At 39.9% G+C, this 13,879-nt stretch carries 9 protein-coding genes; all 9 read left to right on the top strand.

Annotation, left to right across the window (positions count from 1 at the left end; translation table 11 throughout):
* Window positions 1-18 precede the first annotated feature (18 nt).
* The 9 genes from V7K32_RS25205 to V7K32_RS25245 all read left to right on the top strand — a co-directional run bounded on the left by V7K32_RS25205 (window position 19) and on the right by V7K32_RS25245 (window position 13,347).
* Window positions 19-495 (top strand): hypothetical protein, encoded by a 477-nt coding sequence (locus V7K32_RS25205; RefSeq protein WP_334997089.1) that lies wholly within the window; start codon window positions 19-21, stop codon window positions 493-495.
* A 70-nt stretch (window positions 496-565) separates the two neighbouring features.
* Window positions 566-1,279, top strand: coding sequence for a pentapeptide repeat-containing protein (locus V7K32_RS25210; RefSeq protein ID WP_334997091.1), 714 nt, complete (start codon window positions 566-568; stop codon window positions 1,277-1,279).
* Window positions 1,280-1,675: 396 nt separating this feature from the next.
* Window positions 1,676-2,773, top strand: coding sequence for a myo-inosose-2 dehydratase (gene iolE / locus V7K32_RS25215; RefSeq protein WP_334997092.1), 1,098 nt, complete (start codon window positions 1,676-1,678; stop codon window positions 2,771-2,773).
* 84 nt (window positions 2,774-2,857) lie between these two features.
* Window positions 2,858-3,250, top strand: a complete 393-nt coding sequence (locus V7K32_RS25220; protein WP_334997094.1) for a YybH family protein — start codon at window positions 2,858-2,860, stop codon at window positions 3,248-3,250.
* A gap of 141 nt (window positions 3,251-3,391) precedes the next feature.
* A complete protein-coding gene (locus tag V7K32_RS25225; protein ID WP_334997096.1) occupies window positions 3,392-4,399 on the top strand; it encodes a sugar phosphate isomerase/epimerase family protein in 1,008 nt (335 codons plus the stop codon).
* A 244-nt stretch (window positions 4,400-4,643) separates the two neighbouring features.
* Window positions 4,644-6,611 carry a galactose oxidase early set domain-containing protein gene (locus V7K32_RS25230; protein WP_334997098.1) on the top strand — a complete coding sequence of 656 codons (1,968 nt, stop codon included), beginning with the start codon at window positions 4,644-4,646 and terminating at the stop codon, window positions 6,609-6,611.
* A gap of 202 nt (window positions 6,612-6,813) precedes the next feature.
* Entirely contained in the window at window positions 6,814-8,244 is a 1,431-nt protein-coding gene (locus tag V7K32_RS25235) for a Dyp-type peroxidase (RefSeq protein WP_334997100.1), read from the top strand.
* Window positions 8,245-8,478: 234 nt separating this feature from the next.
* Entirely contained in the window at window positions 8,479-10,470 is a 1,992-nt protein-coding gene (locus V7K32_RS25240) for an amylo-alpha-1,6-glucosidase (protein WP_334997102.1), read from the top strand.
* 105 nt (window positions 10,471-10,575) lie between these two features.
* Window positions 10,576-13,347, top strand: coding sequence for an MGH1-like glycoside hydrolase domain-containing protein (locus V7K32_RS25245; RefSeq protein ID WP_334997104.1), 2,772 nt, complete (start codon window positions 10,576-10,578; stop codon window positions 13,345-13,347).
* Window positions 13,348-13,879: the final 532 nt, after the last annotated feature.

Here is a 13,879-nt window from a genome sequence, read left to right on the forward strand (position 1 = left end):
TGTGGAGGTAAATAACTGATGGATATTAATGCACCTGAGTTTATGGAGTATTTCCTGAATCTCTCAGTGGTTCTTACAGGTTTTTCCAAGTTTCACTTGCAGGGAACAGGCGTTGCTACTCTTTATTTTGAAACTATTCGAGACATCATTGGTAGAGATTTGTTTGAAGAACTGTTAACAACTTTTCATAAGTTGGAGCTTGAAAAAAAAGAAAAAAACCACGAATCAATCATACAAATTCTAGCGTCTGAAAAATTTGGACCGATCGCTCGCAATATCATCAAGGTTTGGTATACGGCCACCTGGTATGCACTGCCACAATCCTGGCGGGATGTTTTTGGAACCAAAGAAAAGGATGGAACCTTTATTATCAGTCCACATGCCTATCCAGAAGGACTTTTATGGACTGCGATCGGTGTTAACCCACCTGGCGCGAAAGGACAGGGATACGGAACTTGGAGCGAACCCCCTTTAGTCAGCCTTACTAAAAGCTAACATCCTTTATGGGTAGGGATTAACGATGATTTAGCTTCACCTAACTCAACCTCTAAAAAAAGACCCATCTTTGATCCTGACAAAATTGCAAAAATTCCTGGTTTTAAGACAAAACATGAGTATTACATCTTGGTTTGGTAGACTCTCTACTATTGCCCTCTCTATTTTTCTTAGCTTAACGATCTTTACTTTGCCCGCTAAGGCTTTCGTTGCGACAGATTACCAAAAGTTGCTTTTGACAAACGCCTGTGTTAATTGCGATTTATCGGAAGTCGATTTATCAGGTAAAGATTTATATGGCAGCGCACTCGGTGGGGCAAATCTATCCAAAGCAAATCTCTCTGGGGCTTTACTCAATGATGCAAAGCTTCAAGGATCTAATTTAACCGGAGCCAATCTATCGGGAGCTATCCTGATGGGGATCACCTTGTCGGATGCTAACCTAACGGGGGCTAATCTTTCTCAGGCAGATTTGTATAATGCCCTGATGAGTAAAACAACGTTGTTAAACGCAGATTTAACCGGTGCAGATTTAACAGAGGCCATTATCTCTGATGCAAATTTGTCTAATGCTTTGGGGAAAAATGCAAAGCTAAAAGGAGCAATTCTTTCTCGAGCCAATTTATCGAGTGCAGATTTTTCTAGTAGCTACATGAGAAATACAAGGTTATCAGGTGCCATTCTTAAGGGAACTAATTTCTATGGAACCGATTTGGCTAATTCGCTTATGCCTGACGGGACTACTTATAACGGAAATGTCTCCAAGTTTGGGGCTAATCAGTGAAACCTGAATCTTTACGGATAATCTTGATGAAGAGTCCGAAGAATATTTTAATACGTATCCTCGCCAGGGTATTTTAATACATCCTTTTGAACATTCTAATCGTTACCAACTTTTGTCCGTGTACTGAAACAATAATTTCAGTAACTCCAATATCCATAGCGCCCACAAATGCCTATAGTCTGTGAGGCTTACACAGACAATAATGAATTTGTTACTTAAAGCAGTGCTGGCACTTTAAATTTGGAAAAAAGTTGCACACCGCATTAAATTCATTGCAATGGTTAGCAATGAGTTTTATTTACTTTTGACTCATTGCTGATTATTTGAGAGTTCTACTTTCATAACCAATCATAAATTAGGAATCACTAAGTCATGTTTGCAAAGAATCAGCGCAAGATGAATAAATCATCAGTTTTCTCCAAAATCAAAGGGATTAATAGTTTATTTGCCCTATTATTTGTCTTTATTTTGGTGGGGATAACTAGCTTAACGCTTCCCGCCACTGCTGCTCCAAGTGGAAACAATTCAGTCTTGGTGTCTCTGGTTTCGCCTTCATCTACTAAACCTGCGATCTTAGACCCAACATTCGACCGCACAAAAGTCAACTTGGGCATTACGCCGACTGGTTGGAGTAATAGTGATGATCTTAGTATTGATCTCACACCTCCTATCCCTTTCCAGCAGATTCTAAGTGAAACGGCACTATCTGGCTTCCAAGGTTCGCAAATGTCACCTAAATATCCGAAAGATATGAAGGTTTTAAAAAAAGAGTTAGAACTTCGTCACTTGAGAATTTCTGAACCTTGGGTGGGAACTCTGTTCACTGAGAAAGGAAAGGAGGATGAAACCTTTAAAGAATTCGATACACAAGTAGCCTTCATGAAGGAGATGAATGGCAAAAATATTGTGGTTGCTGAATTGGGTGGTGCTGTTCATCAGAAGAAAAACGTAGACCCTCTAGTTAACAGGCCACATTTTAGTGATAAGCAATGGTCAGATTTAGTGAATGGGCTGAACAGACTTGGTTTAATCGCAAAAGAAAACGGTATGCAGTTGGTCTATCATCCCCATATTGGTACGGGAGTAGAAAACTCTGCTGATATTGATCGGTTGATGAACGGTACTAATTCCGAAAATGTTAAGCTGCTTCTCGATACTGGTCATTTGTACTACGCAGGAGTTGATCCTCTGACAGTAACTAAAAAATATGCTGATCGGATCAAACACGTTCATCTAAAAAATATTCGTCAGCCAGCTTTAGACGAATCAATAAAAACTGGTCGTAGCTTTTTAGATTCCATCCGAGAAGGGATATTTACTGTTCCGGGAGATGCTGCTGGCGCAATTGATTTTCAGCCAATTTTACAAGAGCTTGCTAAAGCTAACTATGAAGGATGGCTCATGGTGGAGGCAGAACAAGATCCTAATAAAGCTGAACCTTTGACATACGCGCTACTTGCTCGCAATTATCTACGCAAAGTGACTAGTTTGTAGCAAAAACAGAAACCCAGACCTCAACAAAGTAGCTCTGGGTATTCCTCTTGTCAAAATCAACATTTCCTCAACCGGAGTTTAGCTATGATATCTAAGGATAAAGAGAAGATCAAAGAGATTTTTGAAGAAGTATATGCCAATAATGTTAAATCTGAAAATTTGCATGGTTACGGCGAAATGTATACAGAAAATGCTCTTTGGATCGCACCAAATGTCCCCGATCGCGTTGGGATTAGTGATATTGTTGAAGGGTTTAGCGAGCAAATTGCTAACAGCAGGATCGATCCAATTTTCACTGCCGAAGAAATCGAAGTCATTGGCGATTTTGGTTATGTTGTAGGAACTTCTATTGCCACAGTTAGCCCAAAAGATGGTAGTCCGTCAAAACAGGTTAAATTTCGGGCATTATGGTTAATGAAAAAAGACTGCGATCGCTGGAAAATTAATCGCCAGATTTGGAATAATAAACCCTTCTAGCGCTGGATTTTAAACCTTTTGTAAATTTGTCAATATGAACAAATGTAAAAAGGAAAAAAATGAATATCTGGATATTATCGACCACTATTTTCGCTGCTTCGGGACATTTGGATTTAACCAGCAAACAACGCAAAATTTAACATGAGCAACTCATCATCTTTGCCTGACATTTACCTTAGCTTCTTCATGTTTACCACCAATTTGAACCCTGGTGATTTAGAATATCGGCAAACGGTTCTAAAACATATAAAAGAGCTTAAAAAGTTTGGTTACACTGGCTTTGAATTTCCTATTGCGCCTAGCGAAGATAAAAATTACGAAAAAGACATTAAAGATTATGCTAATTTACGATCTAGTCTAGACTCAGAAGGCTTTGCAGATATAAAAATTAGTACTAATGTCGGAGCTACCCGTACCTTCGATCTCAGTTCTCCCTACCCCGAACAAAGACAAGCAGCACTAGAGTACCTCAAGTCAAGGATTGACATAACAGCTGCACTAAGGGGTGAAATTATGATGGGGCCGATTATCATCCCTTATGGTGTATTTCCAACTACTGATTTTAATGTTCCAATTTGGAGCGATCAACTTCAGGAGCATTTAGCAATTCGCTATCGCAATGCTCAGATAATATTTAATAAGTTAGGTCAATATGCAGAGCAAAAAAATGTTAAATTAGCAATTGAACCAATTACTCACTGGGAAACTCCTGGTCCTAATAAATTATCGCAATTAATTGAGTTTTTGGATGGAGTTGAAAGTAAACAAGTAGGAGTAGTGATTGATAGTGCTCACGAAACTCTTGACGGCGAAGGACCTGAGATATTCAAAGCCCAAGTGTCGTCTCTTGCCCAACAGAAAAGACTTCATTATGTACAAGTCTCTCCTCCCGATCGCGGCGCACTTCATACAAGCTGGATTCCTTGGCAATCATTCTTAGAACCAATTTTACAGGTCTATGATGGCCCGATCGCAGTGGAGATTTTCAATGCCATTCCTGCTTTTACTAACTCACTTCGTTTGACTCGACGTAAGTTTTGGATTCCTGGAGAAGATCCTGAAAATGAATATCCAAGTGCTTACGATATTGCCGACAAAGCCATCAACGCTACTCGAACACAATTGGATAAAATAAAGTATTCGTGTTAAGTATTTATCAAAACTTACTTAGATATTTCTGTCCAAATTGTCGAATAGATTTATCTTAATTGAGCAATCGTAAAATATTTAGATGCCGATTTGATCGCTTGTGAATCCGATTGTTTCTCTTTTGTTTGCCATAATATGGAATATAAGGGGTTAAATAAAATATTTTTCATTTAAATATTATTTAACCTCTTCTTCTCTATTGTGCAATTCATTTCGCATAGGTACTTAAGATTTCTCGATTATTATGCTATTTAATAAAAATCGGATTATTTCAGGTTTTCTGGCTTTTATTCTGGCTGTAGCTATTACTATATGTAGCTGGGAACAGGCGATCGCCCAGCCAATAGTCGGTTTAAAAGAAGAAATGGGTGCATGGGAAACCATCCCTCTCGCTCCTAAAGAAAATCTGATGCAATCTGTCCATACTTTACTGCTTCCCAATGGCAAGGTGTTGAGCGTTAGTGGTAGTAGTTTTCGCAGCACCGTAGTTATTAACAATGGAGAACCCAATCCCAGCTTTATAGAAGGAGTCAATGTCACAGATTATGATGTCATCAACAATACTGCCCTTTTAGATCCTGAAACTGGAAAATTTGAGCGCATTGCTTCGCCACCAGTCCAGCAATATGGAGAAATCAACGATTTATTTTGCTCCGGTCATTTGCAACTAGCTGATGGTAATGTTCTTTTTGTCGGTGGTACTGGACGATACTATCCTGGAGGAGCCTTTACAGGTTCTAGACAGGTCAACCTTTATGATTGGAAAACAGGTAAGTGGTCTGCTGTCGGACAACTCAAAGAAGGACGTTGGTATCCTAGTTTAATTTCACTAGCCGATGGAAAAATAGTTATTTTTTCCGGTCTAAAATACGAGTCTCCTAACCAAATTAATCCGAGTCTAGAAATTTACGATCCTAAAACCGAAAAACTCCACTATATTGACCTGACAAGCGTAAAAAACAGTCCCTTCAACACCAAACTTCCAGATAATGCCTACGATACCATAGACCTCTATCCTCGGGTTTTGCCAACTGCTAATGGCAAACTTTTGATAACTGGAGATGACGCTGGAATTGGTGGGGTTTTAGTAACACAGTCGAGCAAAAAAAGCTATTTAATGTCTATCCATGAAAACGTAGATAGTAAATTATCCGTCAGTTTTGAAGTCGTAGCCGAACGGGGAGAGCCATCTAAAGCTTATGGAACTGCGGTACAAGTTCCTAATTCTGAAGATGTTTTATTACTCGGAGGTATCATTGGCACCAACGATATCAACTTTGGCCGAGGAGGGAATACAGCAGGTTTTCCAAACTGGTCAAGGGTTTCTACTAGCCTACAGCGTTGGACATCCCCTAGTAAGAATGGAGAAAACAATGGTCAGTGGGAAATTGTTGATAAGTTTCTTGATAAGCCAAGAGCTAATCTCCAAGCAGTGATTCTGCCCAATCGGGAAATATTGGTAGTCAATGGTGGTGAATATCCAGAATATAAGCCAGTCTATGAACCTTTGCTAATGACTCCCAATTCTAAGGCTCTAGGGGGTTACACCACCAAATCTATGAATCCGGCTAAATTACCCAGGCTTTATCACAATGGGGCAATTTTGTTACCGGATGCTCGTGTTTTGATTATTGGGGGAAATGCAAATCGAACAGCACGGGAAAAACATGGCACACTTCACGTTAATATCCAGCGAGATCCCCTAAAATATTATTATAAGTTTCCCAAATTGACAGACAAATCAGGTCAGGAGAAAAAGGAATTTAATCTTGAAGAATATTACCAATCTCCTCAAAGTTATTTTATTAAGGAAGACCTTGATAAGGGAGACAAAGAACCCTTCGTCCCTTCTGAAATTTGGCAGGCTGAGATATTTAGTCCCCCCTATTTGTTTAAGCCAGGTGTTCGTCCTGAAATAGTCAAAGCTCCTGAAAGCCTCAACTATGGGAAATCTAGTAGCATCTCAGTCAAGGATGCTACGGAAACAGGTTCTGTAATTCTAGTTAAGTTGGGTTCAGTTACTCATTCTTTCGATTATGGTCAACGATTAGCAGATTTGCCGATCGAAAATGTTGCTTTAGGGAATGAGTCTGCCATCAAATTTAGAGCGCCAAAAAATGCTAATCTTTACCCACCAGGTTACTATATGATGTTCTACTTCAATGAATTAGGTAAGCCTTCCCACGCCAAGATGGTAAAGCTTGAAGTTTAAAAAGGTTAGATCAAATATCAAAAAGAAGGATTTTTACTATGAAAAAATACATTTTTTCAGACAAATCACATTTTCTCAACTATTGGCGAAATCAATAAAATTTTACTATGGAAAATTTATGCGATCGCCTATAAATTGTAGCAGAATTACCGATTTTTAATCTGCAACGGTGAAATCCTAATTTTACAACAAGAGTTAAGCAATGGCACTAACAGAAGAAGATTTAAAAACCATACCAGAAGATGGCATTGATCCAGAAAATCCTGGTAAATACCAGACTTTGCTAAAAGATTTACAAGGAAACATTCTGAATGGGCATGGACGAGATCATATCGTACATCTGTTTTTACAATTTAAACCTGGTCAAGTAAATGCAGTCAAGCAATGGATTCAAAACTTTGCCCAGAAATATGTCAAATCTGCCGAGCAGCAGTCAAATGAGGCACGCGATTTCCGAACTAAAAAGATATCAGGTGGTATATTTGCTAGTTTATATTTATCTTGTCAAGGTTATGAATATCTGGAAATAGATCCGTGGAAAATACCTGGAGATCAACCATTTCGATTAGGTATGCAAAATGTTGATATCAAGAGCTTCTTAGGCGATCCAGCACCGACAGATTGGGAACCAGGATTTCAACATAAATCAGATGCCTTGCTACTCATAGCAGATGATAATTTGACAGACTTATCCAAAGCAATTAACGATATTTGTTCAGAATTGTCTCAAGTGTCCAAAATACTTCATAGAGAAGATGGTTTCATCCTCAGAAATGCTCAAAAACAAATTATAGAACACTTCGGTTATGTCGATGGTGTTAGTCAACCTCTATTTCTGAAACGAAATATTGCCAGCGCCAAAGGTAATAACTCTGACTTTAGCAAATGGGACCCTCGCGCTCCCCTAAGTCTGATCTTAGTTAAAGATCCCAATGGTAAGACTGAAGATAGTTATGGGAGTTACTTAGTTTGTCGCAAACTTGAACAAGATGTCCAAAAATTCCGTGAAGAGGTGCGGAATTTGGCTAAACAGTTAGGTATTAATGAAGCTTTAGCCGGAGCTTTGGTTGTGGGACGGTTTGAAGATGGAACTCCAGTAACCCTCTCAGATTTACCGAGTCAAAGCCCGACATCAACCAATTACAATTACTTTAATAACTTTAATTACGACTTGGATACGGAAGCAACAAGGTGTCCCTTCCACACTCACATCCGCAAAATTAATCCTAGAGGCGATACAGGTAGAGTAGAGTCTTCCCCAGGTTTTGATGAGGCTTTAAAGGTGGAGAGAAGGCATCGGATTGCTCGTCGTTCTGTCAGTTTTGGAGAGGAAAATTGTAGTCAAGAGCCGACAACAGGCTCAGGATTGCTGTTTCTTTGCTTTCAAGCAGATATTGAAAATCAGTTTAATTTTATACAATCTAGATGGGCAAATCCTAAGCATTTTGTTCAAGTCAATGTTGGGCCAGATCCGCTAATTGGTCAACCAGAGGGAATTCAGAAATGGCCAAAAGAATGGGGCGGATCAAAAACTGAAGAATATAAGTTTAAACTACCGGTAAAAATGATGGGGGGGGAATATTTTTTTGCACCTAGCCTGAGTTTCTTAAAAAATTTGGCAAAAACTGAATAGTAGCTTATAAATGAGTTTAGCTAAAGCTTTGTTACTCGATCAGGCGCTATACTAATCGTATTTGAATTATCAAATTAGTCATGGAGACAGGCAATAAACAACAGATTTTTTCCGAATGATTTAGGATTTCTATATCTTCAAAAACTTTTACTAGCTATATAGACTTGGAGTTAATAAAAGTTATTGATGTAGAAACAAAAATTGAGAATATTGGTGACATAATTAGGTATATTTATGAGCATCAACTTGGGACGGGAAATTTGTGGAAATCTTGATGCAGCAGAGTCGCGTGAGTGGTTAGTAACCAATGGTAGCGGCAGCTATGCTTCAGGTACAGTAGCAGGTTTATCAACACGGGGTTATCACGGTTTACTTGTGGCTGCACTGCTACCACCGTTGCAGCGAACCTTACTACTAGCAAAGCTAGATGATACAGCAGAGTATGAAGGCAGCTCTTATCCCCTGTTTGCCAATCGTTGGTCAAATGGCACAGTTGCTCCTCAAGGTTACCGCCATATTGAAAGCTTTTATTTAGAAGGAACAGTACCTGTATGGAGCTTTGCTTGTGGAGGTGCGTTATTAGAGAAACGCATCTGGATGCAGGCTGGAGGTGATACTACATATATTCATTACTACTTGCGACGAGGAAAGCGATCGCTTAAGTTATCAATCGAAGCATTTGTTAATTACCGCAACTATCACAGCACAACCCATGCTCAAGAATCGCCTGCCAACAATTGGCGAATGAATGTGACACCGATTGAGCATGGAGTCGATGTGAGAGTGTTTCCAGAAGCGCAACCTTTGTACTTGTTGACAGATAGCGGTAATGCCTCACTTAAGAACGAGTGGTACTATGGATTTGAACTGGCAGCCGAAAAGGAACGCGGACTCAACGATATAGACGATCATCTTCACCCAGCAACTTTTGAAGCCACACTGGAGCCTGGAAGCTCATTTACTTTTGTCGCTAGTACGCAACAAAACCCTAATTTAAATGGTGCAGTAGCCTTAGATTTACGTCATCAGTACGAGCAAAAGCTCATAGCAGACTGGCAAGCTAAACGATCGCCACAAGCGCCTCAAGTTCCTGATTGGGTGCAGCAACTTGTACTCGCTGCCGATCAGTTTATTGTTGACCGACAAGGTGGAAAAACCATCATCGCCGGTTACCACTGGTTTACTGATTGGGGTCGGGACACCATGATTAGTCTACCCGGTTTGACGCTTGCCACTAATCGTCCCCAAATTGCAGAATCCATTCTCCGCACCTTTGGGCAATATATCAATAAAGGAATGTTGCCCAATCGTTTTCCTGACGATAATAAGCCACCCACAGAAGAATACTACAATACAGTTGATGCAACACTGTGGTATTTTGAAGCCATCCGCCTTTACCTTGCTACGACTGGTGATGACAAGCTATTAGCAGATTTATTTCCCAAACTCGCAGAGATTGTCGAATTCCACCGTCAAGGAACGCGCTACAATATTCGCCTCGATCCCAGCGATGGGTTGCTTTATGCAGGACAAGCAGGAGTGCAGCTTACCTGGATGGATGCCAAAGTCGGGGATTGGGTGGTTACTCCTCGCATTGGCAAGCCTATAGAAGTGAATGCCCTTTGGTATAACGCTTTACGAACAATGTCCCAGTTCGCCCAAAAGTTAGGAAAACCTGACAAAGACTACGATGCAATGGCTAATGCGACTCAAAAAGGTTTTAGTCGTTTCTGGAATGATACCAAGGGATACTGTTTTGATGTTTTAGACGGCCCAAATGGTAACGATGCCTCTTTGCGGCCAAATCAAATCTTTGCCATATCCTTGCCAGAAAGTCCGCTCACTCCTGAACAACAACGGCAAGTAGTAGAAGCGTGTGAGCGATCGCTTCTAACTTCTCACGGATTACGCAGTCTTGCACCTGACGATTCGCAATATATCGGTCACTACGGTGGAGAGCAATTACATCGTGACGGCGCATATCACCAAGGAACAGTTTGGGAATGGTTAATTGGCCCGTTTGTCTTAGCTCACTTACGTGTGTTCAACAACCCATCCGTGGCTCGCCAATTTCTAGAACCAATGCAACATCACCTCTATAGTGCTGGAGTTGGAACTATCAGTGAAATATCTAATGGCGATCCACCAATGGAACCTAAAGGTTGTATTGCTCAAGCTTGGTCAGTTGGAGAAGTACTCCGCGCTTGGCTAGCTACAGAGAAATAGGCACGGGCCAGGGGAAGAAATTTTATCAAGTTGTTATCATGCCTTGATTCAGCAATGCCACAAATTGCAAATTAATCGTCACAAACATCATAAAAGGAAACGAAAATGACAGATATTCTAGAGACAGCAGAAGGAAAAAGATTACTAGAAGACCGCAACCAAAAAAAATATTGGAAGCGGTGGGGTTCTTATTTGAGCGATCGTCAGTGGGGAACAGTACGAGAAGATTACAGTGCTGATGGCACTGCCTGGGATTATTTTTCTCACGATCAAGCTCGTTCCCGCACCTATCGTTGGGGCGAAGATGGAATTGGTGGGATTAGCGATAATTATCAACGAATTTGTTTTGCGATCGCTCTTTGGAATGAACAAGACCCGATTCTGAAAGAAAGGCTATTTGGTTTAACTAACAGTGAGGGCAATCACGGGGAAGATGTCAAAGAATATTATTTTTATCTTGACAATACTCCCACTCATTCATACATGAAATATCTTTACAAATATCCGCAAAAAGCTTTCCCTTACAGCCAGTTAATTGAGGAAAATAGACATCGAAAATCAACCAATCCCGCAGCTTTTGAATATGAACTAATAGATACAGGGATTTTTGATGATAATCGTTACTTTGATGTTTTTGTCGAGTACGCTAAAAATTCTCCAGAAGATATTCACATCAAAATTAGTGTTACTAACCGAGGATCAGAAACCGCCAAACTGCATCTTTTACCAACTATTTGGCTTCGCAATACTTGGTCTTGGGGATATAAAGATCAAACAAAAGAATTTAAATACCTGCAAGCTGTCAAAACTGACTCAAACCTAAGTGTCATAGAAGCTGTTTATCAAGATAATGATGAAGTTAAAAATTTACGCAAAGGATGGCTTTATAGCGAAGCCCCTAAAGAACTTCTGTTTACAGAAAACGAAACAAACAAGAAACGATTTGGATGGGGTGAGAATTCCGGCCCCGTCAAAGATGGCATAAATGATTACATTGTTTCTTTCGGAAATCAAAAAACAGTAAATTCTACTCAAAAAGGGACAAAAGCCGCAGTTCATTACGACTTGACAATTAATCCAGGAGAAACCAAAGTAGTTAGACTACGGTTGAGCGATGCAAATTTAGACTCTCCTTTTGGTAATGATTTTGAAACTGTACTTCAAACTCGCCAGCGCGAAGCCGATGAATTTTATCAAGCTGTTTGTCCTTCTAATATTTCCCAGGATATGCGAAATGTGCAAAGACAAAGCTTTGCTGGGATGTTGTGGAGCAAACAATATTATCACTATGTAGTTTATGATTGGCTCAATGGCGACCCCACTCCACCAAAGCCACCAGAACAACGTAAATTGGGTAGAAACCGTGAGTGGGATCATTTATTTAATGAAGATATTATTTCTATGCCAGACGCATGGGAATATCCTTGGTTTGCTGCTTGGGATTTAGCTTTTCATACCGTTACCTTGGCACTAATCGATCCAGAATTTGCCAAAAGGCAATTGTATATATTTACGCGCGAATGGTATATGCACCCCAACGGTCAAATACCCGCTTATGAGTGGGCATTTGGTGATGTAAATCCACCTGTTCATGCTTGGGCTGCATGGCGTGTTTACAACATAGAAAAGGACATGTATGGTAAGGGTAAGGGTGATAGAAAGTTTTTGGAAGAAATCTTTCAAAAGTTATCTATTTATTTTACTTGGTGGGTGAATCGTAAGGATGCTGAAGGCAACAACCTTTTTCAAGGTGGATTTTTAGGATTAGACAATATTGGGGTTTTGGATAGAAGCAATATTCAGATTCCTAATGCAACCATAGAGCAGTCTGATGGTACTAGCTGGATGGCAATGTACTGTCTAAATTTGCTAAAAATAGCCACGGAGCTTGCCAAAGAAGATTCTAGCAGCGATTCTAGTAGCAAGTATAGGAGCGAGTATGAAGATATGGCTTCTAAATTTTTCCAGCATTTCCTACTCATCGCTGATGCAATGAATAAAGTCGGTGGTACAGGCGTAGATATATGGGATGAAGAAGATAAGTTTTACTACGATATTCTTAAAGCTCCTCCAGGTGTAGTTGAGAATGCTAACAGTGAAGGTGTACTGTTAATGAAAGTGCGGTCAATGGTCGGGTTAATTCCGCTTTTTGCTGTAGAAACAATTGAACAAGAGATTGTCGAGAAATATTTATCTTCAGATTTCAAAAAGCGGGTTGATTGGTTTATTAACAATCGCCCCCAACTTACTCAACACGAGAATGTTTCTGTCCTCCCCAATCAAAAAGGACTTTATTATTTGTCGCTGGTAAATAAAGAGCGACTCCAATCCATTTTGGAGCGTCTGCTGAATGAAGCAGAATTTTTGAGCGATTATGGTATCCGAGCTTTATCAAAATCTCATAAGGATCATCCTTATGTCTTACGGGCAAATGGACAAGAGTATCGAGTAGAATACGAACCAGCAGAATCAAAATATGGAATGTTTGGTGGAAATTCTAATTGGCGCGGGCCTATTTGGTTTCCTGTGAATTATCTTATCATTGAATCTTTGTTAAAGTTTCATGATTTTTGGGGAGATGAAATCAAAGTTATGTGCTCTACTTCTTCGGGTGAAAAGAAAGAGATGAATTTGCAAGAAGTGGCAAATGAATTAAGCCAAAGGCTGATCAAAATTTTCCTGAAAGACCCAAATGGCAAGCGGCCTGTTTATGGCAGCTCAGAAAAGTTTCAAACCGACCCCCATTGGCGTGATTTGATTCTGTTCTATGAATATTTTCATGGCGATATTGGTGCAGGTATTGGTGCTAGCCATCAAACCGGTTGGACAGGTTTAGTAGCTGAATTGATTCAAAACTCACCGAAAGACTTTACATAACCTGAGTTCGGGATAATAAATGGGGCAAAACAGATAGGCTGAAGGTGCTAAGTTCTCACCGATGTGCTTGCCCTATGTTTACTCTAGAAGAACTATTCTGCAATGCAGTTTGGATATCTAAGTAGAGCGGCGTGAATAATTCAAGGTTTGTAGTGAGTTAGTCGCTCATGGGGGAAACCCCTCTGAGCGACTAACGAACCCGTTGGGTGAGGATTTTAGTCCTCAAATGATGGCTAGAGCCGCTCACTACCAAGTAATCTCAAGATTTTTTACATTAGACATCTCCGAAAATGAATGTAGAGACGCGAAATTTCGCGTCTCTACAAGGGTTTCAGATTACGCATATTTAATTTCTGGAGATGTCTATTAGTTAATATAGTTTAAATTATTCTCACCGACTTACTTATTAAACTGAGTTTTGATAAAAAATGGGATTAAGTTCCATATTTATAAAACCTCGATCAAAGTGTCGCTATCCAGTTAGCAAAAATTAACAGCCTGTTTTGCCAGCTTAAATATTGAGACGATAGCC

It is taken from the genome of Nostoc sp. (assembly GCF_036917635.1).
In the GTDB taxonomy this organism is placed as follows: Bacteria; Cyanobacteriota; Cyanobacteriia; order Cyanobacteriales; family Nostocaceae; genus Nostoc.

What these genes read in the sequence shown, in the direction of transcription:
- V7K32_RS25225 (WP_334997096.1), top strand. Translation starts at nt 3,392, where the DNA reads ATGAGCAACTCATCATCTTTGCCTGACATTTACCTTAGCTTCTTCATG.
- V7K32_RS25220 (WP_334997094.1), top strand. Translation starts at nt 2,858, where the DNA reads ATGATATCTAAGGATAAAGAGAAGATCAAAGAGATTTTTGAAGAAGTA.
- V7K32_RS25235 (WP_334997100.1), top strand. Translation starts at nt 6,814, where the DNA reads ATGGCACTAACAGAAGAAGATTTAAAAACCATACCAGAAGATGGCATT.
- iolE (WP_334997092.1), top strand. Translation starts at nt 1,676, where the DNA reads ATGAATAAATCATCAGTTTTCTCCAAAATCAAAGGGATTAATAGTTTA.
- V7K32_RS25245 (WP_334997104.1), top strand. Translation starts at nt 10,576, where the DNA reads ATGACAGATATTCTAGAGACAGCAGAAGGAAAAAGATTACTAGAAGAC.
- V7K32_RS25230 (WP_334997098.1), top strand. Translation starts at nt 4,644, where the DNA reads ATGCTATTTAATAAAAATCGGATTATTTCAGGTTTTCTGGCTTTTATT.
- V7K32_RS25240 (WP_334997102.1), top strand. Translation starts at nt 8,479, where the DNA reads ATGAGCATCAACTTGGGACGGGAAATTTGTGGAAATCTTGATGCAGCA.
- V7K32_RS25205 (WP_334997089.1), top strand. Translation starts at nt 19, where the DNA reads ATGGATATTAATGCACCTGAGTTTATGGAGTATTTCCTGAATCTCTCA.